Annotated in this window: 20 protein-coding genes; 9 read left to right on the forward strand and 11 right to left on the reverse strand. The window is 41.2% G+C overall.

Going from position 1 to position 22,889, the window contains the following annotated elements; genetic code table 11:
* Positions 1-31 precede the first annotated feature (31 nt).
* On the reverse strand, positions 32-1,222 hold the full coding sequence (locus DCK90_RS07805) for a phosphoglycerate kinase (protein ID WP_108245622.1): 1,191 nt from the start codon (positions 1,220-1,222) through the stop codon (positions 32-34).
* A gap of 180 nt (positions 1,223-1,402) precedes the next feature.
* Between DCK90_RS07805 and DCK90_RS07810 the strand changes: the two genes are divergently transcribed.
* From DCK90_RS07810 to DCK90_RS07830, 5 genes are all read left to right on the forward strand, one after another.
* Positions 1,403-2,554 (forward strand): DNA polymerase III subunit, encoded by a 1,152-nt coding sequence (locus DCK90_RS07810; RefSeq protein WP_108245623.1) that lies wholly within the window; start codon positions 1,403-1,405, stop codon positions 2,552-2,554.
* Between the two features lie 12 nt (positions 2,555-2,566).
* Positions 2,567-2,962, forward strand: a complete 396-nt coding sequence (locus DCK90_RS07815) for a DoxX family protein (protein ID WP_108245624.1) — start codon at positions 2,567-2,569, stop codon at positions 2,960-2,962.
* 12 nt (positions 2,963-2,974) lie between these two features.
* A complete protein-coding gene (locus DCK90_RS07820) occupies positions 2,975-3,430 on the forward strand; it encodes a hypothetical protein (RefSeq protein ID WP_108245625.1) in 456 nt (151 codons plus the stop codon).
* A 184-nt stretch (positions 3,431-3,614) separates the two neighbouring features.
* Entirely contained in the window at positions 3,615-4,181 is a 567-nt protein-coding gene (locus DCK90_RS07825) for a Crp/Fnr family transcriptional regulator (RefSeq protein WP_108245626.1), read from the forward strand.
* Positions 4,182-4,233: 52 nt separating this feature from the next.
* Positions 4,234-4,683: a DoxX family protein gene (locus DCK90_RS07830; protein WP_108245627.1), complete on the forward strand. Its 450-nt coding sequence runs from the start codon at positions 4,234-4,236 to the stop codon at positions 4,681-4,683.
* Between the two features lie 54 nt (positions 4,684-4,737).
* Here the strand turns inward: DCK90_RS07830 and DCK90_RS07835 are convergent, their stop codons facing one another.
* From DCK90_RS07835 to DCK90_RS07860, 6 genes are all read right to left on the reverse strand, one after another.
* On the reverse strand, positions 4,738-5,244 hold the full coding sequence (locus tag DCK90_RS07835) for an OmpH family outer membrane protein (protein ID WP_108245628.1): 507 nt from the start codon (positions 5,242-5,244) through the stop codon (positions 4,738-4,740).
* 240 nt (positions 5,245-5,484) lie between these two features.
* Positions 5,485-6,315, reverse strand: coding sequence for a class I SAM-dependent methyltransferase (locus tag DCK90_RS07840; protein WP_108245629.1), 831 nt, complete (start codon positions 6,313-6,315; stop codon positions 5,485-5,487).
* Entirely contained in the window at positions 6,293-6,838 is a 546-nt protein-coding gene (locus DCK90_RS07845; protein ID WP_108245630.1) for a hypothetical protein, read from the reverse strand. The genes DCK90_RS07840 and DCK90_RS07845 overlap by 23 nt, the downstream gene beginning before the upstream one ends.
* A gap of 99 nt (positions 6,839-6,937) precedes the next feature.
* Positions 6,938-8,806, reverse strand: a complete 1,869-nt coding sequence (gene mnmG, locus DCK90_RS07850) for a tRNA uridine-5-carboxymethylaminomethyl(34) synthesis enzyme MnmG (protein WP_108245631.1) — start codon at positions 8,804-8,806, stop codon at positions 6,938-6,940.
* Positions 8,807-8,808: 2 nt separating this feature from the next.
* A complete protein-coding gene (gene ybeY, locus DCK90_RS07855) occupies positions 8,809-9,228 on the reverse strand; it encodes an rRNA maturation RNase YbeY (RefSeq protein ID WP_108245632.1) in 420 nt (139 codons plus the stop codon).
* Entirely contained in the window at positions 9,221-12,640 is a 3,420-nt protein-coding gene (locus DCK90_RS07860; RefSeq protein ID WP_108245633.1) for a hypothetical protein, read from the reverse strand. The genes ybeY and DCK90_RS07860 overlap by 8 nt, the downstream gene beginning before the upstream one ends.
* A 164-nt stretch (positions 12,641-12,804) precedes the next feature.
* On the opposite strand from DCK90_RS07860, the gene gltX reads away from it, so the two are divergent.
* Together gltX and DCK90_RS07870 are read left to right on the forward strand one after the other, a co-directional pair.
* Positions 12,805-14,301 (forward strand): glutamate--tRNA ligase, encoded by a 1,497-nt coding sequence (gene gltX / locus DCK90_RS07865; protein WP_108245634.1) that lies wholly within the window; start codon positions 12,805-12,807, stop codon positions 14,299-14,301.
* 93 nt (positions 14,302-14,394) lie between these two features.
* Entirely contained in the window at positions 14,395-15,330 is a 936-nt protein-coding gene (locus DCK90_RS07870) for an SPFH domain-containing protein (RefSeq protein ID WP_108245635.1), read from the forward strand.
* 68 nt (positions 15,331-15,398) lie between these two features.
* On the opposite strand, the gene DCK90_RS07875 is transcribed toward DCK90_RS07870, so the two are convergent.
* From DCK90_RS07875 to DCK90_RS07890, 4 genes are all read right to left on the reverse strand, one after another.
* The gene (locus tag DCK90_RS07875; RefSeq protein ID WP_108245636.1) at positions 15,399-15,614 is read right to left on the reverse strand and encodes a DUF6327 family protein; all 216 of its coding nucleotides are present in this window, start codon (positions 15,612-15,614) and stop codon (positions 15,399-15,401) included.
* Entirely contained in the window at positions 15,611-15,961 is a 351-nt protein-coding gene (locus tag DCK90_RS07880; protein ID WP_108245637.1) for a phage holin family protein, read from the reverse strand. The genes DCK90_RS07875 and DCK90_RS07880 overlap by 4 nt, the downstream gene beginning before the upstream one ends.
* Positions 15,962-15,964: 3 nt before the next feature.
* Entirely contained in the window at positions 15,965-16,294 is a 330-nt protein-coding gene (locus DCK90_RS07885; protein WP_108245638.1) for a YtxH domain-containing protein, read from the reverse strand.
* Between the two features lie 297 nt (positions 16,295-16,591).
* Positions 16,592-18,277 carry a glutamine--tRNA ligase/YqeY domain fusion protein gene (locus DCK90_RS07890; protein ID WP_108245639.1) on the reverse strand — a complete coding sequence of 562 codons (1,686 nt, stop codon included), beginning with the start codon at positions 18,275-18,277 and terminating at the stop codon, positions 16,592-16,594.
* Positions 18,278-18,544: 267 nt separating this feature from the next.
* Here DCK90_RS07890 and DCK90_RS07895 point away from each other — a divergent pair, with 267 nt between their 5' ends.
* A complete protein-coding gene (locus DCK90_RS07895) occupies positions 18,545-20,803 on the forward strand; it encodes a T9SS type B sorting domain-containing protein (protein ID WP_108245640.1) in 2,259 nt (752 codons plus the stop codon).
* Positions 20,804-20,809: 6 nt separating this feature from the next.
* Complete coding sequence (locus DCK90_RS07900) at positions 20,810-22,882, forward strand: PorP/SprF family type IX secretion system membrane protein (RefSeq protein WP_108245641.1); 2,073 nt, start codon at positions 20,810-20,812, stop codon at positions 22,880-22,882.
* Positions 22,883-22,889 lie beyond the last annotated feature (7 nt).

Here is a 22,889-nt window from a genome sequence, read left to right on the forward strand (position 1 = left end):
ACGTTTGCCCTGATATCTCACAACGTGAGACTTAGTCCAATATTGCAGCAATGCCCGGCAATGTTTTCCCTTCCAGGCTTTCGAGCATGGCCCCGCCACCAGTGGATACGTAGCTCACCTTCTCCTCGAACCCGAATTGTTTGACGGCGGCAACGGAATCTCCTCCTCCTACTAGGGAGAACGCTCCGCTTTGTGTTGCCTCATCAATATAATTACCTACGGCAATGGTGCCCTTGGCGAAATTTTCCATTTCAAAAACACCCACGGGACCGTTCCAAAGAATCGTCTTGGAGGCCAAGATCACTTGCTTGAATATCTCCAAGGTTTTTGGACCGGCATCCAATCCTTGCCATCCGTCAGGAATTTCGTTTACGTCAACAAATTGGGTGTTGGCATCGTTACTAAAATCATCGGCTGCCAAAACATCTACTGGCAAGTATACTTTCACGTTTTTGGCCTCTGCTTGTTTCAGGATGTCCAAAGCCAGTTCCATTTTATCATCCTCACAAATGGAGTCGCCTACTTTGCCGCCTTGAGCTTTTACAAAAGTATAAGTCATTCCACCTCCTATGATAAGGTTGTCCACTTTGTCCAATATGTTTTCGATGATGGTGATCTTTGAAGAAACCTTGGCCCCGCCCAAAATTGCGGTCACTGGTTTTTCCCCTGTTTCCATCACTTTATCGATTGCTTTGATTTCTTTGGCCAATAAATAACCGAAACATTTATTTTCTGGGAAAAACTTGGCCACAATTGTAGTTGATGCATGCGCACGATGCGCTGTTCCGAATGCATCGTTTACGTAAACATCCCCATGCTTGGACAATTCCTCTGCAAAGGACTCATCACCGGCTTCCTCTTCAGCATGGAAACGAAGGTTCTCCAACAAAAGAACCTCTCCGCTCTTTAAGGCAGCAACTGCTTCATCTGCTTTTGCGCCAACACAGTCCTCGGCGAACTTCACTTGTACACCAACTACATTCGAGACGGTCTCGACAATGTGTGAAAGTGACATATCCGGATTGGCCTTTCCCTTTGGTCTGCCCATATGGCTCATCAAAATTGCGGACCCGCCATCTTCCAAAACTTTAAGGATGCTAGGTTTTGCAGCATCTATACGGCTGGTGTCGGTCACTTTGAAATCTCCGTCCAATGGCACGTTGAAATCCACCCTGATCAATGCTTTTTTTCCTTCGAAGTTAAAATCGTCTATCGTCTTCATGTATTGTGTTCTTTTTTGAGAATTTCAAATGTAAAGATTTCCTGCTTTTTCCATGGTTGCAGAGACCTATTATTTGAAAGTTTATCGCTTTTTAACCTTTTCGGTTCGATATGTTAAACCAGCAATGGACAGAAAAGACAGCATGCAAAACTTCCACGCTTAAAAATGTATCTTTGGTCCATGCTTTTTAAAAACGTTTTAGGGCTAGAGCATATCAAAAGTCATTTGGTGACAACCGCTGAAACAGGTAGGGTCGCCCATGCACAGCTTTTTATTGGGCCCGAAGGCTCCGGGGTGCTCTCTATGGCTTTGGCCTATGCGCAATATTTACTTTGTGGCAATACTGGTGGGGAGAATGATGGAGGAAACCCTGTCTGCAATACAAAGTGCAACTCCCTTTCGCATCCCGACCTGCATTTTGCCTTTCCCGTTTCCAATTCGGACAAGGTAAAATCGCATGCAGTAAGCGACCACTATTTGGAGGAATGGCGACAATTTGTGAAGGAACAGCCCTATGGCAATTTGTTTGATTGGTACCGGCACATCGGCATCGAAAAAAAGCAGGGCCAAATCGGGGTGGATGAAGCCCAAGACATGGTAAAGAAGCTTTCATTGAAGTCCTATGAAGGCGGATATAAGATTCTCATTGTTTGGATGGCGGAAAAAATGAACACCTCTGCGGCCAACAAACTTTTAAAATTGATCGAGGAACCACCGGACAAAACGGTGTTGCTCCTTTTGGCAGAAGAAGAGGAGCAGATTATCAATACTATCCGTTCCCGTTGCCAGATCCTGAACTTCCCTCCTTTGGCGGAACAGGCGATCACTGATGAACTTTTACTCAGGGGCGTATCACAGACAGAGGCACTCACCATAGCCCTTGAGGCAAACGGAAACTTCAACAAGGCATTAGATCTTTTGAACAAGGATTCAGAAGATCTCGTTTTTGAGCGTTGGTTCGTACAGTGGGTGCGCAGTGCTTTTAAGGCCAAGGGAAACAAGGGTGCCATCCAAGAATTGATCTTGTGGAGCGATGAGGTATCCAAAACGGGGCGCGAAGTGCAAAAAAAGTTCTTGGCCTACTGTCTCACTATGATGCGACAAGCCCTTTTGCTCAACTACAAGGCCAACGAACTTGTACATGCCAAAGTACACATGGAGGGTTTTGACCTGAAAAAATTTGCTCCCTTTGTACATGAAAACAATATTTTGGATATTGTAAAGGAGTTGGAGCAAGCCATTTTTCACGTGGAACGCAACGGAAATTCCAAGTTGATCTTCACGGATTTGTCCATAAAACTTACACGGCTCTTGCATGCAAAGGCCGATTAAATAAAACTGACCATGAATTATTTATTTTCAAATGCCACGGAAATTCTACTGCTGGCATTCCTTACCATTACTTTTTTACAGAGCGGAATCGACAAGCTCATGGATTGGAAAGGCAATCTTGGTTGGCTGACCGGTCATTTCTCAAAAACAATTTTCAAGGGAACGGTCCCTGTTCTGCTGAGCGTTGTCTTAGTGTTGGAAATGCTCTCCGGAATATTGTGTGGAGTGGGCATTTTTGAATTTGCTGTGGAGGGTGAAAGTATGTTCGGTTTTTATGGCGCCACACTTTCTGCCATAACGTTGTTAATGTTATTGTTGGGGCAGCGAGTGGCCAAGGATTATGTAGGTGCACAAACCATCGTGGTATATTTGATCCCGACCGTTTTTTTGGTATATCTGATGCAGTAAAACCTTTCCAGCATGATTCTAGAGCCTATCCAGCGTCCTGAACTATCCGACAAAACCAAACTTGCCTACGAGCAATTCGAACGATTGATCGTTGAAATCAAAAAAAAGAAACTGCCCGAAGAAATCGAATTGGTCATCAACAAGCATATAACACAGTTGAATTCGGTTACCGATTCTGGTAAAATATTGCGGAACGAAATTCGAAAAGAGCAATCAAAAATTGTAGGAATGTTGGCTCAGAAACTCAAAATCGTACCCATAAATTATTTTAGAAAAACATGGTTTGTTCTGGGCATGACAGTTTTTGGTTTGCCCATTGGAGCTGCCCTGGGGCTTAGTTTGGGAAATATGGCGTTCTTGGGCATTGGACTGCCCATAGGCATGTCGATGGGGCTGGCAATGGGGACCCGCTTGGACAACAAGGCCAAGGAAGAGGGCCGACAGCTCGATATAGAACTTAAAATGTAATCATGTTCGGAAAAAAAACAATCGCACCTATACTGGTCATAGTAATCAGTCTGGTTCTTTTTGTACTTAATCTCATAGAGTTGAATAAAGGAAATAGTGCCATTTTAGGGATTATCTCAAACATTTTATTGATAGTGGCCATGATTGTGGTGATTCGTGAGAAAAAAAATAAAGGGTAACGCTCTTGGAACAAATCAGACAATATTTTAAATCTGAATTCGGGATCTCACAAGGCGATTGGGAGATTTTTTCATCAAAATTGAACCGATATGAATTCCCTAAAAAAAGTATGTTGGTTGAAACGGGCAAGGTGGAAAACTATTTGTCATTTATAGAAAAGGGGGTTGTTCGCCTTTACATTCCCAAAGAAGATGGTGAACTCACTTTTGGTTTTGTTTTCAATGGGGCTTTTGTTAGCGCATACGACTCTTTCCTCACCCAAAAACCGTCCGAATATACGGTGGAAACGATTACCGATACGATACTTTGGCGTCTTGGCCACAAGGAACTTCAGGAGGTTTATGCCTCTTCCAGCATTGGGAACTTTATCGGGAGAAAGGCCAGCGAGGAACTTTTTTTGAAAAAATCAAAGCGAGAGCTTTCTCTCCTGCGGGATAGTGCCGAACAACGCTATCTCAATCTTTTTGAAGAACGCCCCGAGCTACTTCGTGAAATTCCCTTGAAATATATTGCTTCATATATTGGTGTTACCCCACAGGCCCTGAGCCGTATCCGCAGGCGCATTTCTTAACCTGGGTTCATTGACTTGCCAGATGTAATGTTGGAACTTTGCCTAAAAAAAGATGAAACCTCTCATTGTACTTGTTGGCACCTTTGTAGTGTCCACATTAATTTTAAAAGTCTTTAAAAGGAATTTGGAACTTCAATTAGCAGGCAGAATTGCCATGTCCTGCATGTTAGTGTTCACCGCTATTGGACATTTTGCTTTTATGCAGGGAATGGAGGCCATGGTTCCTTCGTTTATACCTTTTAAAAAAGCAGTTGTGCTTATCACCGGAATTATGGAAGTTCTCTTCGCGATTGGCATTTTGCTGCCTCAATATCAAAACCAAACGGCTTGGTTGTTGATTGCATTTTTTATTTTGGTTCTTCCAGCCAACATCAAAGCTGCCCTTGAGGAAATCAACTACCAAACGGGGGAAATGAATGGGCCGGGAATCGACTACCTATGGTTCCGTGTCCCGTTGCAGTTCTTTTTTATGCTATGGGTTTACTTTGCTTCCATTAGGTAAAACAAAAAACCCACTCTAAAGAGTGGGCTTATTGAATAAATTCATGTTTCGAGTTTAATTCTCGTACTTATCGTTCAAAATCTTCAAGATGGCATCCGTAACATCTTTTGTTTCGTCACCATAGATCACAGAACCGCCTTCGCCTCCACCAAGAATGTAGGTGTAGCCATTATCTTTTCCGTAAGCTCTGATTTCTTTTTTCACCTTCTTAACCAAAGAGTCCATTTGTTCTTGGCTGGTCAATTGCAATTGTTGCTCTTCTTGCTGTAATTGTTGGCCAATACGCTGTCCTCGTTGTTGCAATTCTGAATATTGCTCTTGTGCGTTTTGCTGGGACAGGCTTTGTGCCTTGCCTTGGAATTCCTGCAATTCCATTTGGAACGCTTGTGAGATGCTGTCACGTTTTCTACCCATGGTTTCGGCCTTTTTTTGGAACTTGGCCTCGACATCAACTTTCTCTTGATACTCGTCCATGATTTTTACGCTGTCCACATATCCAATTTTGTTTTGCTGACACGACATTGCCGTGATGGCAATTGCAAGCACTACTAATTTTTTCATCTTTTACTTTTTATAGATGCGCAAAAATAGAAAAGCTTTTGGAATGCGCCCATTAAGTTTTTGTGATGTAAAAATCAGGCCTAACCAAACCATAAATGTTTTCTATGGAAATACGACCACGGTATTTGTTATGTTTATTTTTTCGACAGTCAGAAACAAGCCGATTTGAGCGGTTCTCTTTGGTTTGATATGATTGTACATCCGAAAACGGATTCGTTCGGCAGCGGCCCTGAAAATCGCTTATTTCTTCTTTTTTAGAATGTAGATCAGCGAAGAATGCTCTTTGGTCAAGATGGCTTTGAGATTGGACCACAATCCTACAAAAAATGCGCTTACAAGGTACAGTTTGTTTCCTCGATACTTTTCGGACAGCATTGATACATAAAAAGCATCGAACCACATCGGTTCAATTTTTACCACTTCCATTTGATGTGGGACAAAAAGTTTGGAAATCGATGTTCTTGAAAAATGCCAAAGGTGTCTTGGAACGTCAAAAGCCGCCCAATGGGATGAATAGTATTTGGCATCATAGGATTTAAAGTTGGGGACAGCAATCACCAAGACACCGTCCTCTTCCAATAGTTGGACCAAGGTTTCTATCTGCTCTTTTAAATTGGGCAGATGTTCCAGAACGTGCCAAAGTGTGATTGCCTGGAATTTTTGTTCGGTCACATCCTCTACACTTGAAAATAGTCGGACTCCTTTTTGCTCAGCAAGTTTTCTTGCTTTGTCATTTGGCTCCACTCCTGTTGCTTGAAAACCTGAATTTTGAGCCGCAATCAAAAAATCACCGGTTCCCGCACCCAAATCGAGTAGATTTCTTGTCTCATCTAATTGATTTTCAACGGTTTGAATCTTATTTTTAAGATTTTTAGCTTTTACTGATTGATATAGCCTGTCCGTGAAGGAAGATTTGGAGTCTGTATGGGAAATATAGTCTTCGCTTTCGTAGTAAGGAGTCAAATTCTGGGGTTGCGGTTGGGTCACCAGCATATCCAATTCTTCATCCCAATGCAATTCGAACTGTTCTCCTGAAACAGAAAAGTCTTTAGTTTTTAAAAACAACTTCATTATAGTTATCGGTTGCCAAATATTCGTTTTTCAATTCCCGAAGATAGGACAAAACCATTTCTCTTGAAATTGAATCTTCAGATAAACAATCCTCTTCTGTATCACTAAAAACTTCCACGGCAATGTACCAGTTTCCAACTCGTGTGGCATAAGCATCTTCAAGAATCGGGTCCATATCTGCCGATTTGGTTAACGCCACATCTAAGGCCACGGGAATTAAATTTATGGTCTTCGTCGGAATCTCAACCTCGTAAAACGAAAAGTAAAATGTATTGTCATTGACCGAAAAGGGAACCTGTACATCTACATAATAATCGTCGAGTTGAAACTTTGTATTGATATATTCGTAAAATTCGTTCGCATCTTTCGGGTCTTCAAAAACGAAGACACTCTTCTTTGGAAGTCCCTTTTTAAAACGTTTGCCTTGGGTCAATTTATAGTCCTTTGTGTTTGGAGCAATCCGTAACGGAATACAAGAACTCAAAAGGACCAAAACAAAAATGGATGGTAAAAATCGTTTCATCTGGCGTAGTGTTAAGCCAAAAATGAAATCAAAAACTGAGCCATTTACATATAAGAGGAAAAACAAAAAATTGTGTTCCACGTGGAACAAGTCTTTGGATTATCTCCCCAAATACACCAAAAGAACGCTTATATCAGCTGGAGAAACTCCGCTAATGCGTGATGCCTGCGATATGGTAACCGGTCGAATGGCTTCCATTTTCTCCCTAGCTTCGTAGGACAGTGATTTTAGCTTTGAATAATCAAAGTTGTCAGGAATTCGAACATTCTCCAATCGCTGAAGTTTATCCGCATTTGTCTTTTCCTTTTCGATATAACCGGAATATTTCACTTGTATCTCCGCCTGTTCCAACACCTCTGTGTCCAAATCATTTTCTCTTACAAATTCAGAAACAGACTCCAATTGAAGCATGTGGTCCATGGTAACTTTTGGCCTTGAAAACACCTTGAACAATTTATCGGATTGCTTTACCAAAGACGAATCCAACGACTCCAAAATAGGATTTATCTCATCGGTTGTGAAGCTGGTTCTTTTGAAAAAATCGACAAAATTATCGGACTTGCTCATCTTCTCCTCCATTCGTTTAAGGCGCTCTTCTTTTGCCAAGCCTATTTCATATCCCTTTGGCGTCAATCTTAAATCGGCATTATCCTGTCGCAATAAGGTACGGTACTCTGCTCTGGAGGTAAACATTCGATAAGGTTCTTCTGTCCCTTTTGTAATCAAATCATCGACCAGAACTCCTATATAGGCCTCATCTCTTTTTAGGATAAATGGTTCCCTTTCATTAATTTTTAAGTGTGCATTTATACCGGCCATCAAACCTTGCGAAGCTGCTTCTTCATATCCGGTAGTGCCATTAATCTGACCGGCGAAATAGAGGTTATTGACCAACTTGGTTTCGAGCGTATGCTTCAATTGTGTAGGCGGAAAATAATCATATTCGATTGCATATCCCGGTCTAAAAAACTTGACATGCTCAAATCCTTTTACAGACTTCAAGGCCCTATATTGTACATCCTCTGGCAAGGAGGTTGAAAATCCATTTACGTATACTTCAACCGTATTCCAGCCTTCTGGCTCCACAAATATTTGATGGGAATCCTTATCGGCAAAGCGATTTATCTTATCCTCTATTGACGGACAATATCGTGGGCCTAAACTTTGAATTCTACCGTTGAACATAGGTGACCTATCGAATCCTTCTCGTAATAAATCGTGCACCAATTTACTGGTATGGGTCATATGACAATCACGTTGTGTTTGAAGAATAGGTGTATTTAAATAGGAAAACTTTTCTGGGTGGTCATCCCCTGGTTGAGGAATCATTTTGGAATAATCCAAAGACCTCCCATCCACCCGTGGAGGGGTTCCCGTTTTCATCCGTCCGCTATCAAAACCAAGTTCAACCAATTGCTCGGTTATTCCTGTTGCAGCTTTTTCACCAGCTCTACCTCCACCCAATTGCTTTTCACCAATATGAATCAATCCGTTCAAAAAAGTGCCATTGGTAAGCACTACCGCCTTGGCACGGATCTTTAATCCTAAACTGGTTCTTACCCCTACTACTTTGTCCCCTTCAATTAACAGACCGTTGACCATCTCTTGGTAAAAATCTGCATTTGGGGTATTCTCCAAAGCCATTCGCCATTCCTCAGCAAAACGCATACGGTCATTCTGTGCGCGTGGGCTCCACATTGCCGGCCCCTTGGATTTGTTCAACATCTTGAACTGTATGGCAGACTTGTCCGTAACAATTCCACTATATCCGCCAAGGGCATCTATCTCCCGAACAATTTGCCCTTTGGCTATACCACCCATAGCAGGGTTACAGGACATTTGCCCAATAGTTTGAAGGTTCATTGTAACCAACAAAGTACTAGAACCCATATTGGCCGCGGCGGCTGTTGCCTCGGCTCCGGCGTGTCCTCCTCCTACTACAATAACATCATACTCCTTTTCAAACATATCTATGGTTCCACGTGGAACATTTTAATCTTTTCATCTTCTTTATCACGCATCAACTTGGACTCTTCTATACTCTTGTCTCCATATCCCGCGAGATGCAAAATACCATGGCTCATCACCCGGCGGAGTTCGTTTAAAACATCTTCTTCAAACTCCTTGGCATTCTCTTTAACTCTATCAGTTGAAATAAAAATATCACCTGAAATGGTACTCCCATCTGTATAGTCAAAAGTAATAATGTCCGTGAAGGTATCGTGTTTTAAATACTCCTGATTCAGCTCCAACAAATATTCATCTGTGCAAAAAATATAATCCACTTGACCGACAGAAAATCCTTCGGATTGTATAACCCTATTTACCCAATCGGCATACTTGGATTTGTCCTCGATCAGCAAATCACTTTTAAAATGAAACTCAATCATTATCGAAATAAACCTTTACCTTCCTTTCAAAATTTTGCCGCAAAGGTAATGCTTGTCTATTTAATATTTCAATGCTATTCCTGTAATCTTGAAGTAGTTCTGGTTTGGTAGTAACGGGATTTACATATTGTTCTACGTTTGTGTTGCTTTCACGTTCCTTCTTTTGGCCTTGCTCCATGGAAGCGTTCTCCAGCTTCATCAATTGATGTTGAATATTGTTTGCCTTGCTCCGGGTTCGGTCTGTGATGCCATTCTCCAACAAATCGTTTTCAAAATCCTCCATTTGTTGGATTAATTTTTTAGCAAGATTCTTGTCGGACTGTTGCATCATATCTTCCAACTGCCGTTCCAAGTTTTCTCTTAGGAACTGCTGTTCCTTATAAATCTCATACACCTCATTAAGATTCATTTCATCAAGTCCATTTCCAGTTGATTGTCCTTCCTCACCCTGACCAGAGCCTTGACCTCTTTCTCCTTTATCACCTTCCTGTCCGTTCTCACCTTTACCTTGATTGCCTTGTTGACCTTCTTGTTGGCCCCCTTCATTTTCACCACTTTGTTGGCCTTGCCCTTCCGAGGGTTTACCCTGCTGGCCAGACCCATTCATTTTTTCCTGAATGCCTTGCTGACCTTTTATAATGTCTGGTAACTGAAAGTCTTGACCCTCTCCTCCACTTCCTTGACTAGGGTTCATATTCTGTTGCATGTTGTCCAAAATATTGGCCAGAAAATCTGCTAGTGCATTGGTGGCATTGATTACATATTGTTGATATGAAGCTCCCTGATAAATTTGATTCTCGGCAATACTTTCTAGTGATTTATCAATGTTATAATAAACTTCGGTAATCTGCTCGTTTACGAATTCAGACAACTCTGCCCTGCGTAGAGAAAGTGCGAAAAGACTATCATCCACATGTTCAAATAACCTCCTTAAGTTTTGCTGGTCCTTTACTGTGTGTGAAAACTGTGAAATGTCAACATCGGCAGTTTGTATTTTGTCAAAAAGGTTCTCTTGTTTAAAAGAAAATGTGACCAGATTATCCAAAATTTGACGGAGCATTTCAGCATCCTCAGCATCACTTTCTCCTCCACCCATGGAGCTAGACTTCATGGACTGGCTCATCTCACGCATTTTCTGTGCAGCAGATTTTTGCTTTTTGGTTGCATTGTTCTCCGCTTTTCTCTTATCATCGGACTGGGAGGATTGTTCCATTCCTTGGTGCTTATTGATTTCTTCCAAAGCATCCTTTAGATCCTCCTTTACTGCATCGGTCTTGTTCTTATCCGCATCTAATTCCAAAGGCTTTTGCAGTTGTTCGTTGTCCTTCTCCAATTCACGTATTTCCTTTTCCAGATCATTGAAATCCTCATTTAGCTTTTGCTGATCTTTATCTCTAAATTCTTGACCTATTTTTAACTCTGAAAGTGTTTCCTGTTTCTTGGCCAATTCATCCAGTTCTTTGGAAATTTGGGAAGCTTTCTCAGTAACATAATAGCGTTTTGTCAACTCTAAAATTTGCTCTAAGTTACGGGTGTTCTTGCCTTGATTGTTACCCAACTCTTCCAAGCGTCTTTGCAAATCTTCTTTATCGATTTTTTCAGCAATTTTTTCAAGCTCTTCGAGTAGGGCGGCATTCTTTTTTGCTTCCGCTTCTTGACGTTCCAAACGTTCTTGAAGCATCTTCTTCATTTCAGTGTCCTCAGAATTTTTATCAATGCTTTTGTTCAGATCTTGACTAAACTTCTGCATCAACTCTTCTTGCCTCTTCTGTTGTTGCAAGAAATTTTTAATCTGGCTTTTATCCTCAAAACTCAAAGACTTTTCTTCTTTCTGAAGATTGTTAAGCTCCGATAACTTTTCCTCTTGCTCTTTAAAAGATTTCAAAGACTCGCCCATTTTGTTCAAAGTGGTGTTCTGAAACTCTAATTCTTTGTTATTCAATTCGTTAACGTTATAAAGGGTAGCATCAAAGACAGCACTTTTAGTAACCTTTCCTCCCCTAACCCCATCATTATCAACAATTTCAAAGTACAACTTGTACCTTTTTCCAGGCTCAAGGGATAAGCCAGATGGAAATGTATAGTAGAACTGATAGACATTTGTATTTGGATGTTCTAGAGATAACCGTTGAATCGCATTGGCATCTTCGGATGGATAACAGACCAATCGAATCTCACTTAAACCATAATCATCGGCAGCTTGACCCGTATAGTATGATTCATTCGGGTTCAAAGAATCGAGAACCTGATCTACCTGGACGGTCGCCTTGGCATCCTTGACAACATTCAATCGATAAGCTAACCTCTCAAAATCCTGAACCCTTTTGTTCGAAGTGGTCAACTCATACTCAAAATCAGCATACAATCGTTTTGTATTGGAAAATAGATTATTCTCCTTTGTGAAAGAAAGCGTAGTATCCACCGAAATCATTTTAATATCTTCAACATAGTCCCCAAGGATCTTCCAAGTAACTTTGGTCCCTTCAGGAACTTCAGCATTACCCGTTCCAGTAATTGTTTCGGACATAAGGTTAAGATACTTCGGGTACTCCAATTCCAGTGTAAAGTCCACTAAAGTGGGCGTCCTAAAACTGCTTACATTATAGCTTCTGGAATTCCAACCGTTGGCCGACAAATAAAAACTCGTTTTAGGAACAGGTGGTTGAAAAGTATATTCATAATACGACCCTCTATTCTGCATTAAAAGTGCTTCTCCGTTCACCACAATATCAATATTGTCCGGACGCACATCCCCAACTGTCTTCACTTGTATCGTCAAAGCCTCATTGTCCATCACTTCCAATTTGGAGTTCAAAACCTGAAAGACAAATGGCGCTGGTCTTTCATAGGCCATATCGTAGTGCATTACCCTTTGATGGGAATTAAAAAAAGAAACGATGTCGCCTCCTATCCAAATCAAGGCAAAAATAAATATGGGAATTATGATGTATTTGGCATAGGCATAGCTTTCCTTGAAATTAACCGCCTCTGCAAACGGCACCGGCCCCAAACTGGATGCTCGCTGTTCGATACTGGCCAAAAGCAAATCGGACTTTTGTGGGTTTTCGGACAACTCTAATAAATTCAACAATTTGTCATCAACATCAGGAAAGTGCTTTCCTATCAACTTGGACGCGGCTTTATTATCAATCCCCTTTCTCATTCTGAAGAGGTACATCAACGGTACAACTACATATCGAAATAACAAATAGACTTCAACAATTACAAAAAGGACGAACAACATCAATCTCCAAGAATTATCCAACCAAAGGAGATATTCAAAAGAGGTAATGGCAATCCAAAACATGGTGCCCAAGGTTAAGAACAAGAAAATCCCCTTTATCAATTGCTTGGTATAAAACCTTTTGATAAAGCTTTCCAGCTTAGTCAATATGTTCTGATATGCACTCAAAATGATGAATTTGAATTACCAAATTACCCGATCCGTTGGAAAAGAGCAGAAAAAATTTGTTAAACCTCCTTTTACCAAACCTTTGGAAATATTGAAACACGCTGCTACAACCCTTTTCAATTCATCGGCATCAATGTATCTTTGCGTTCCAATACAGCCCTATTATGAATCAAAAAGTACGAGTTCGATTTGCACCAAGCCCAACAGGACCCTTACATATCGGTGGTCTTCGCACTGCTTTGTTCAACTATTTGTTCGCTAAAAAAAATGATGGTGACTTTGTACTTCGCATTGAAGATACAGACCAAAACCGCTTTGTTGAAGGGGCGGAAGATTATATTATAGAGGCATTGAACTGGTGCGGTATTCCTTTTGATGAAGGGCCTGGAAAAGAAGGCGACTTTGGACCGTATAGACAGAGCGAGCGCAAACAATTGTACAAATCATACGCTCTGGAGCTTATTCAAAAGGGTAAAGCCTATTATGCTTTTGATACCGCAGATGCTTTGGACCAACATAGGAAAGACCATGAGGCCAAAGGGAAAACATTTATCTATAATTGGCATAATCGTTTAAAACTGACCAACTCTCTTTCATTGACCAATGAGGAGGTCAAGGCTAAGATTGCTGCAGGTGAGGATTACGTAATCAGGTTTAAGTCTCCTGAGAATAAAGAATTACTCCTTAAAGATATTATCCGCGGAGAAATAAAAATAGATTCAAATATCCTTGATGACAAGGTGCTGTTCAAAAGTGATGGAATGCCCACCTATCATTTGGCCAACATTGTTGATGACCACTTAATGCAAATTACCCATGTTATCCGGGGAGAAGAATGGTTACCGTCCTTAGCGTTGCATTCCCTATTGTATGATGCTTTTGGTTGGGATGCTCCGGAATTTGCCCATCTTCCCTTGATCATGAAACCTGTGGGCAAAGGAAAATTGAGTAAGCGTGATGGAGAAAAAGGAGGCTTCCCTGTTTTTCCGCTCACGTGGAACCAATCCGAAGGATATCGTGAGGCCGGTTTCTTCCCTGAAGCCGTGGTGAACTTTTTGGCTTTGTTGGGATGGAATCCTGGAACAGAGCAAGAGATATTCACTCTAAAAGAATTGATAGACTCCTTTACTTTGGAACGGGTAAACAAATCAGGAGCGCGTTTCGACCCAGAAAAGAATAATTGGTATAATCAGCAATGGTTACAAATTAAGACAGATGAAGAGCTTACCGAACTGTTTTCAACTGAACTGAACGCAAAAGGGGTTTCAGTAGAGCAAAGCTATATCAAACAAGTAGTGTCGTCTATAAAGGAACGCGCAACCTTCGTGAAAGACTTTTGGGAGCTGTCAGATTATTTCTTCCAGGCCCCTACCTCCTACAACGAAAAAGCTGTCAAAAAACAATGGAAAGAAGATACTCCAGAAATTATGCAGCAGGTTGTAGAGGTTTTGGAAAACATCGAAGACTTTGAATCATCCAGAATTGAAGATACCGTTAAGGCCTGGATTGGAGAAAAAGAACTTTCCTTCGGAAAAGTGATGCCACCACTCCGTTTGGTGATTGTTGGTGACATGAAAGGCCCTCATCTTTTTGACATAATGGCCTTGATCGGCAAAACAGAAAGTATAGGCCGTATCAAAGCTGCCATAGAGCTACTTTAGAATTCAAAAGAAATGTAACATTATTTAACAATTGGCTACTAATACTTTAGTCAAGTTTCGTAATTTCCATTTCTAACATAAATTCTAAACACTATGGGCAACTATTTAATAATACCGATTGCGTTTGTAGCGCTTATTATCCTATTTAAATTTTTCTTTATTGTAAAACAACAAACGGCCGTTGCTATCGAACGTTTTGGTAAATTTCACAGCATTAGAAGTTCCGGGCTTCAAATGAAAATTCCGATCGTAGACCGTATAGCGGGCCGGTTGAGCCTTAAAATTCAACAATTGGACGTTATCGTTGAAACAAAAACCTTGGACGATGTTTTTGTCAAACTCAAGGTTTCCGTTCAATATGTAGTGATTCGAGATAAAGTATACGAAGCCTTTTACCAATTGGAATATCCGCACGATCAGATTACATCCTACGTGTTTGATGTAGTGCGCGCCGAGGTTCCCAAAATGAAACTGGATGATGTCTTCGTAAAAAAAGATGATATCGCCATTGCTGTTAAATCTGAATTACAAGATGCCATGTTGGATTATGGGTTCGATATTATAAAGACATTGGTAACCGATATTGACCCGGATGCACAGGTAAAAGCTGCCATGAACCGCATCAACGCTTCGGAACGAGAAAAAATAGCTGCCCAATTTGAAGGTGATGCCCAGCGCATCCTTATTGTAGAAAAGGCAAAGGCCGAAGCGGAAAGTAAAAGACTTCAAGGTCAAGGTATAGCCGACCAACGTAGGGAAATCGCCAGAGGTCTGGAAGAATCCGTAGAAGTGCTTAACAAGGTGGGAATCAATTCACAGGAAGCATCAGCGCTTATAGTGGTAACGCAACATTATGATACCCTACAAGCAATCGGTGAGGAAACTGACACCAACCTGATTCTATTGCCCAACTCACCACAGGCGGGCAGTGATATGCTGAACAATATGGTAGCTTCCTTTACTGCAAGCAATCAAATTGGTGAGGCTATGAAACGTAAACAGAACCAAAAAGATGCCGGAGATGCATAGATGGCTCTAAAAACCATAAAAAAGGCCGCTCTACTAAGCGGCCTTTTTGTTTTATGACAGATTCATAATCAACTGAATTTGTTCATCAGCTTTTTTGCTACAATGGTAAGTGCCAATTTTTGGAGCAATGGCGCCATGCCAGCTAATATATTGGTCGGGTACAGTTCCTCCTTGGTTTTTTGTAAGGACAACTTCACCTGTTCCTCATCTATCTGTCTTTGTAATTTTAAGATTTTAAGGTCCCTATCAATGTCTTCGAATGATGTGTATTGTGCTTTGATCATAATTCATCAAAATAAAATTTAGAAAACTTTTTTAGGAGTGGGCTTTCAAACTTCTTCCTTAACAAAAATAGAAGCAAACCAATCAGTACATAAAAACCTCCGACTATTAAAAAACCTTGCGAAGTACTTTCCAACAGTGTTCCCAGCCAAAATGCAGCACTCAATGAAAGAAACAGTAGGGCCAAAGAGGCCACACAACCAATTATTAGCACCTTGGTCGCCATGGTAACTCCTCTCATCATGGACTTAAAGCTTTGAAGCCTGTAAAAATCAAAACTGTTTTTTACATAGGACCTCACTCCTTCTTCTACATGGTCTATCTGTTCTTTAATTTCTTCGAAGGCCATATATTACTTCTGTAGTTGGGCATTCTTTTTTCTTAGATCTTCCAATTTCTTCTCAAGGGCCACCAAAATGTCATCTGCTTTATAGCTCATGCTAGAAAGCGTGTCTTCCAACTTTTCCTCGAATTCCACTTTTTTGGCATCGGCAGATTTGCTGAATTCCTCTTTGGCGTGTGTAAGACTTTGTGAAATATCATCTTTTGCCTTAACAGCACTTTTCTTAATTTTTTTTCTGGTTCTTTTTCCCTTATCTGGTGCGTAAAGAATTCCAACACCTGCTCCTACAAGAGCTCCTGTTAATAGTGCGGTTAGAACATTTCCTGTGTTATTTGACATAATATTGATTCTTTAAATTAAACTTGATTTTTAAATCGGGGGCCAGTGTGTTGCCCGAATCGATTTACTCAAAATTATATCACAACATACACAACGATCGATTCAATCGAACGAATGATTGACGCTTTAGCTATTTTTTGATGAAATAAGGCAAATAAAGGTCCGTAAGTCGCTTTTTTGACTTCCAATAAGGAAATTGTAAGGCCTTAAAATATTGGCAAATAAAACCCGCCTAATGAAGTCATTTTCCATAACAAACCTCAATGGCGGGTTTAAGTTCTATAAGAAAATATTATGCTACTCTTTTTGTTCCAATTTGGCCCAGGTATCCCTTAAAGTGACTGTTCGATTGAACACCAAATGTTCCGATGTTGAATCTTTGTCTACATTAAAATAACCCATACGTTGAAATTGAACCCGATCACCGATTTTGGCGTCTTTCAAACTTGGTTCCAAATAACCGGTTACTTTTTCCAACGATTCGGGATTAACAAAATCCATAAAATCCTTTTCCTTATGGCTATCCGGTGTCGCATCGGTGAACAAACGGTCGTACAATCTCACTTCAGCCGTTATGGCATGTGGTATGGAAACCCAGTGAAGGGTTCCTTTTACCTTTCGCAGACTTTCCTCTGTACCGGAACCACTTTTACTTTTGGGGTCATAAGTACATTGTACTTCCACAATGTTGCCGTTATCGTCCTTCGTGCAACTTTCCGCTTTAATGATGTATCCATTTTTTAAACGGACCTCACCTCCAAGCTTTAGCCTAAAGAATTTTCGATTGGCTTCCTCCCTGAAATCTTCCTGTTCAATATAAATCTCTCGGGAAAAAGGGACTTTTCTACTTCCAGCTGATTCGTCCTCGGGATTGTTCTCGGCATCCAACCATTCTTCCTTGCCTTCTTCATAATTGGTGATAACAACTTTTAAAGGGTTTAAAACAGCCATAACGCGCGGCGCTATCTTATTCAAATGCTCCCTAACATGAAAATCCAACAGGGAAACATCAACAACATTATCTCGCTTGGCTATTCCAATGGTATCGGCAAAATTCCTGATGGATTCTGGGGTAAATCCTCTTCTTCTCAATCCAGAAATTGTGGGCATCCGAGGATCGTCCCAACCCTCAACAACACCTTTCTCCACCAATTGAAGCAATTTACGTTTACTGACCACGGTGTGACTTAAATTTCTTCTAGCGAACTCACGCTGTTTAGGTCGTAATTTATCAGAAGATACCACTTGGTCCAAAAACCAGTCGTAGAGCTCTCTGTGTGGTAAAAATTCCAGTGTACACAAGGAATGTGAGACTTGTTCTATGTAATCGCTTTCACCGTGTGTCCAATCGTACATAGGATAAATACACCAATCGGTATTTGTTCGGTGGTGCGGTTTATGAAGAATCCTGTACATCACTGGATCACGCATTAACATATTGGAAGATGCCATGTTTATTTTGGCCCGAAGTACATGCGCACCATCGCTGAATTCACCGTTCTTCATTCCTTCAAAAAGTTCTAAATTCTCCTCAACAGAACGATTTCTATATGGACTTTCTTTGCCTGGTTCTGTTGGAGTTCCCTTTTGATTGGCTATATCTTCGGAAGACTGACTATCGACATAGGCTTTGCCATTCTTAATCAAAATAACGGCCCAATCGTAGAGCTGTTGAAAGTAATCGGATGCATAGCATTCTGTGTCCCATTCAAACCCCAACCAACTGACATCCTTTTTGATAGCCTCTACATACTCCTTCTCTTCTTTGGCCGGATTGGTGTCATCAAACCGAAGGTTTACAGGGGCATCGTACCGTAAGCCTAAACCAAAATTCAAGCAGATGGAGCTTGCATGCCCTATGTGTAAATAGCCATTCGGTTCTGGAGGAAAACGGAATCTTAACTCCTCCTTTTTGTAATCATTCTTTAAGTCGTCCTCAACAATATGTTCTATAAAATTGAGCGATCTAGCTTCTTCTGACATACCCATAATTTGATGCGCAAATGTAGTAAAATCCCTAGTTCATAGCTATTTTTCATGCTCTTGTGTATACAAACTAGGCGATTTCACAACAGTTTTGGTATCACCTACAACAATATCTTTCCTTTCGACGAAATTAGAGACATATTTGTTATTGGAATACTATATGATGAAAAGGCGCCTGAACACCGTCTTTTTGAATGAATTACAATTAAGGGGCACAAACTAACAGGGCTATTAAGCCCATAACCCTCTTAAAATCTAACGGTGATGAAAAAAAGTAATTCAACGTATAGCATTCTGGTCTTGGCCTTTGCCTTTATGCTGCTGGGCACTTTTGGAGTACAAGCCCAAGTGTTGTATAAACCAGAACCAGCTGCCAACCCCAACCTTGGGGGAAATGTTGCATGGGATGCCATCTGTGCTTCCAGTGAATTTAATCAATACTACGTCGGCTTTAACTGGGACCCGCCCTTGGTGGCCAGCAACAATAAGTTTATACTGGAGCTTTCGGATGCCAATGGCTACTTTTCCAACCCTACTGAACTTGCCAGTGTAAGTGACAAGAACCAGATTTTCGACTTTGTCTTTCAGTTTTCTCTTCCTTCGGATATAAGGGGAGATAATTATAAAATGAGGGTTCGGAGTACTTCTCCTGCCAAAACAAGTCCCGCTTCGGATGCCTTCACCATGTATTATATCGATTATAAAGCTCCTTTGCTCATCAGTGAAAACGGAAGCGGAAATATTCCTTCAGAAGGTAAAATACAAATTTGCGGAGGAGGCTCAGTAACTCTTAAGCCTCATAATATCCCCAATGCAGGAACATATATCTACAATTGGTACCGCAGTGGTACCCCACTTGCCGAAAAAACAGAAAGCATCACCGTTTCTGACCCCGGCATGTACTATGTAGAATTGGACTATGGGGATTGCTCAGGTTCTGCAAACACGATGTCCAATTATATTGAAATATCTACTGGTAACAGTGCTGGACTGGCCATTAATGGTGCAAGCAGTATTTCTCTTTGCCCAGGTGAATCCCATTTGTTGCAAGCTAACATCAGCGGCCAAGGGTTGACCTATAAGTGGTATAAAGATGGAGCGGTTATTAGTGGGCCCACTGTTGACGCCAGCAGTTTTACCGTAGATGCGGGAACCAGTGGTTTTGAAGGGTCTTATAAAGTTGAAATATCGGGTTCTGGTGTTTGTACCGAGTTGTCAGCTCCGGTTACTGTATCCAACTCAAGCTCATTCGAAATTACCTTGGACAACGAAGAGAATATTGTACTCCTTCCTGCCCAGACCAAAACATTATCAGTAAATACTACAGCATCCAATGCAACATATCAATGGTATAAAAACGGCGTTGCTATCACCGATGCCACCAATAGTACTTTAAATGTTGATACCATTGGGGAATATTACGTAACCGTTACCGACAATGGCGGGTCGTGTACCCCAGCACCAATAGCCTCGGCCACAACAAAAGTAGTATCGCCAGAATCGTTTGAGTTTGTAGTGGACTATATAGGAACTTACGGCTCTTGCGAAAGTGTTGATGCCACCTTGAGCCTTACCACTATCAATGCTGTTAGCGGCAACGGTTCCAAAACGGATGTAACCACAGACCTTCAAAACTCTTTTGATTATCAATGGAAACTGAACGGTAGTAATATTGCTGCGGAGACCGCCAAAACTATTACCGTTTCAAACCAAGAAGAAAATGGGGCGTATGTCCTGATCGGAACCCTGAACGCTTTCCAGGCCGCTTCCAACTCACTACAGGTAAAATTGGCTTCCAACGAAACACTTCAAATTACGGCAAACGGTACTGTATTCTGTGAAGGCGGAGAACCTATCGTGTTGGAGAGTACAACGGATTTGACCGACGAATCATTTGAATGGAAAAAAGACGGAACCGTAGTCAATACCTCATCACAAAACTTAACTATTAGCGGACCAGGTGTTTATCAACTTGTTATCACTTCCAACGATTGTCCATTAGTGTCAAATCAGGTAACCATTACCGCATTTGATGAATCATTATTGGTATTGGACAAATCAAAAGACCTCATCATTATTGAGGGTGAAACAGAAACGCTGACAGCAAGCGGAGCAGATTCATACGAATGGTACGATGCCGGTAACAACCTAATTTCTTCCAACAGTTATTACGACTTTACCGAAGAAGGTGAGTACCTGCTGGTCGCAACCTTTGGAACCTGTACCGTAAGCAAGGTCGTTACAATTACCTACAGGGATATGTTTGCCATACCGAACGTTATAACCGCCAATGGAGACGGTATCAACGACCTTTGGGTATTGCCAAACACCTATTCCCGTGACCCAAATGTTCTCGTCACCATATTTAATGAGCGAGGAGAACAAGTATTTAGCCAAGCGGGCTATGAAAATAATTGGCCACAATCCACCACTTCTTTCAACAAACAGAACATGATCTTCTATTACAAGGTCACACGTGGTGGCAAAAGCCTAAAACAAGGAACCATCACTGTTATTAAATAAGCAGCAATGCAGACCAAAAAACCTCTACTATTACTTGCCCTATTTCTACTTGTCTTTTCTGGAATGAGAGGACAGGAAGAAGGCGCATATGTACCTTATAACGTACCCTCCCAAAACCTTTTAAAGTTTAATAGGTTCTTGCTGAACCCAACTTTTTCCACAGTAAGGGAGGACAAGTCATACATCAACCTTTTTCATAGAAACCAGTCGGTATCTTTTGATGATAATAATCAGGTGTATTTCTTGAGTTATAGTGGTAGAGTAAGCGATAGGAGCGGTGTTGGTTTAAGCTTATTTACCAACCGTGAAGGGTTGTTCAACAATTTTGGAGTGCATGCCAACTATGCATATGGCGTGCGTCTGAGCCCAAAAAGCACCTTTACCTTTGGGGCAAACGTCAGTTACTATCAAAGTGCATTCAATCAAGATAGGGCCAATTCCGTCGATTTTGACCCACTGTTGGGTACTTTGGAAAGCAGTTCCTTGGTGAGCTTTCAACCAGGTTTCAACTTTTCCATTGGAAAGTTTGACATTGGTGGTTTTGCCGAAAACCTTTTTGATTACAACTTAAAAACAAGTGAGTCGGTAACCGACTTCAACGAAAAAACCTACTCCGGACACTTACAATATACCCATCAGTTTGAAAATGGTTCAGGTATAATGGAACAAGCAAGGCTGATGCCTTTGGCACGGGTTCGCAAGGTTGGAGAAGAAACCATAACCCTTGGAGGTAACCTGATTCTTGACCTTCCCAAATTGGGTTGGGTACAAGCTGGTTACGATGATTTTTATGGTGCTTCCGCTGGACTTGGTTTTAACCTCACCAAAAATATCTCACTCGGATATACCGTAGAAAAAGGCCTTTCCAACGAGTTTGAAAACTTTGGCGTTACCCACGAAATTTCATTGGCCTATTCGTTCACACCTAACCTGACCGAAGATCGTGTGATGCTGGAAAAAGAAGGTGAAGAATTAGTTTCCAATGATGAGAATGTTCCTCAAGATAGTTTGAACATCACCGATAAAGACCTTGAAATAGCCCGTTTGCAGGAAAAACTTGCCGAAAACGACGCTATTTTGGATGAGTTGCTGATGCGTCAGGATTCCATTGAGTCCACTCGTAAAAAGGACTTGGAAAGACGTTTTGAAACTGTTATGAAAATGGTACAGCGGGAAACCCGTGGCCAAAACCCCACATTGGAAGAAAAAGCCAAAGCGGTATATTTTGCCAATATGGATAGCGCAGATATCGTCACTCGAAGAAAGCAACCTGTTGCCAATCACGGGCTAACCAATGACACATCCACAAAAAAGGTTATAAAAATCAATGAGGCTAAGGATAATACCAAAGTCACATATGCCTCAAATACCGCTTCTGAAAAAGATAATACATACAGACCTACAAAAAGCAAAAAAACAACCGGGTTCAAATCCCACGTGGTTCCAAATGTGGAAAGCGGACACTACCTCATCGCCAATGTATTTAGGGACACAGATAACCTTAATGCGTTCATTGAAAAACTTAGGGCCCAAGGTATAGATGCCGACTATTTCCAGAACCCAAAGAACGGACTTAACTATGTTTACATTGGTGACTTCGGAAGCAAAACCGATGCCTTGGAAGCCTATCATAATAAGATGAACGGTACTTACCAAGGGGATGCCTGGGTGATGAACGTAAATGGCAATGATTCACAAATTGCCGGATACTCGGGTCAAGTGAATAATAGCGGCTCCAAGTACGGAACTGGACAATTGTCCAAAAATGTAACAGGTGTTTCCAACGGGAAAAACCATGTGGTCATTAGAACACAATCCGGAGATGGATTACCAGAAGGATATTACATAATCGCTAATGTTTTTGATAACTCATCAAGTGCAAAGCAATTTGTTAAAGAATTGAATGCTAAAGGGTTGCACGCGAGCTACTTTGTCAGCCCTGCTGACAAGAACAGGTACGTGTATTTAAAAAGACACGAGACCTGGAACAACGCCCTAACATCTTACTACTCCAAACTTAACGCTTCGTATGACGATGATATGTGGATCATGCGAATCAAACCAAACACTACCATTTAATATTACC

It is taken from the genome of Muricauda brasiliensis (assembly GCF_003057865.1).
Classification (GTDB): Bacteria; Bacteroidota; Bacteroidia; order Flavobacteriales; family Flavobacteriaceae; genus Flagellimonas; species Flagellimonas chongwuensis.

Bases quoted from the DNA above. Each gene is read 5' to 3' on its own strand.
- DCK90_RS07895 (WP_108245640.1), top strand. From the start codon at position 18,545: ATGAAAAAAAGTAATTCAACGTATAGCATTCTGGTCTTGGCCTTTGCC.
- DCK90_RS07870 (WP_108245635.1), top strand. From the start codon at position 14,395: ATGGGCAACTATTTAATAATACCGATTGCGTTTGTAGCGCTTATTATC.
- DCK90_RS07830 (WP_108245627.1), top strand. From the start codon at position 4,234: ATGAAACCTCTCATTGTACTTGTTGGCACCTTTGTAGTGTCCACATTA.
- DCK90_RS07875 (WP_108245636.1), bottom strand. From the start codon at position 15,614: ATGATCAAAGCACAATACACATCATTCGAAGACATTGATAGGGACCTT.
- DCK90_RS07805 (WP_108245622.1), bottom strand. From the start codon at position 1,222: ATGAAGACGATAGACGATTTTAACTTCGAAGGAAAAAAAGCATTGATC.
- DCK90_RS07885 (WP_108245638.1), bottom strand. From the start codon at position 16,294: ATGTCAAATAACACAGGAAATGTTCTAACCGCACTATTAACAGGAGCT.
- DCK90_RS07840 (WP_108245629.1), bottom strand. From the start codon at position 6,315: ATGAAGTTGTTTTTAAAAACTAAAGACTTTTCTGTTTCAGGAGAACAG.
- ybeY (WP_108245632.1), bottom strand. From the start codon at position 9,228: ATGATTGAGTTTCATTTTAAAAGTGATTTGCTGATCGAGGACAAATCC.
- DCK90_RS07880 (WP_108245637.1), bottom strand. From the start codon at position 15,961: ATGGCCTTCGAAGAAATTAAAGAACAGATAGACCATGTAGAAGAAGGA.
- DCK90_RS07900 (WP_108245641.1), top strand. From the start codon at position 20,810: ATGCAGACCAAAAAACCTCTACTATTACTTGCCCTATTTCTACTTGTC.
- gltX (WP_108245634.1), top strand. From the start codon at position 12,805: ATGAATCAAAAAGTACGAGTTCGATTTGCACCAAGCCCAACAGGACCC.
- DCK90_RS07890 (WP_108245639.1), bottom strand. From the start codon at position 18,277: ATGTCAGAAGAAGCTAGATCGCTCAATTTTATAGAACATATTGTTGAG.
- DCK90_RS07835 (WP_108245628.1), bottom strand. From the start codon at position 5,244: ATGAAAAAATTAGTAGTGCTTGCAATTGCCATCACGGCAATGTCGTGT.
- DCK90_RS07815 (WP_108245624.1), top strand. From the start codon at position 2,567: ATGAATTATTTATTTTCAAATGCCACGGAAATTCTACTGCTGGCATTC.
- DCK90_RS07845 (WP_108245630.1), bottom strand. From the start codon at position 6,838: ATGAAACGATTTTTACCATCCATTTTTGTTTTGGTCCTTTTGAGTTCT.
- DCK90_RS07820 (WP_108245625.1), top strand. From the start codon at position 2,975: ATGATTCTAGAGCCTATCCAGCGTCCTGAACTATCCGACAAAACCAAA.
- mnmG (WP_108245631.1), bottom strand. From the start codon at position 8,806: ATGTTTGAAAAGGAGTATGATGTTATTGTAGTAGGAGGAGGACACGCC.
- DCK90_RS07810 (WP_108245623.1), top strand. From the start codon at position 1,403: ATGCTTTTTAAAAACGTTTTAGGGCTAGAGCATATCAAAAGTCATTTG.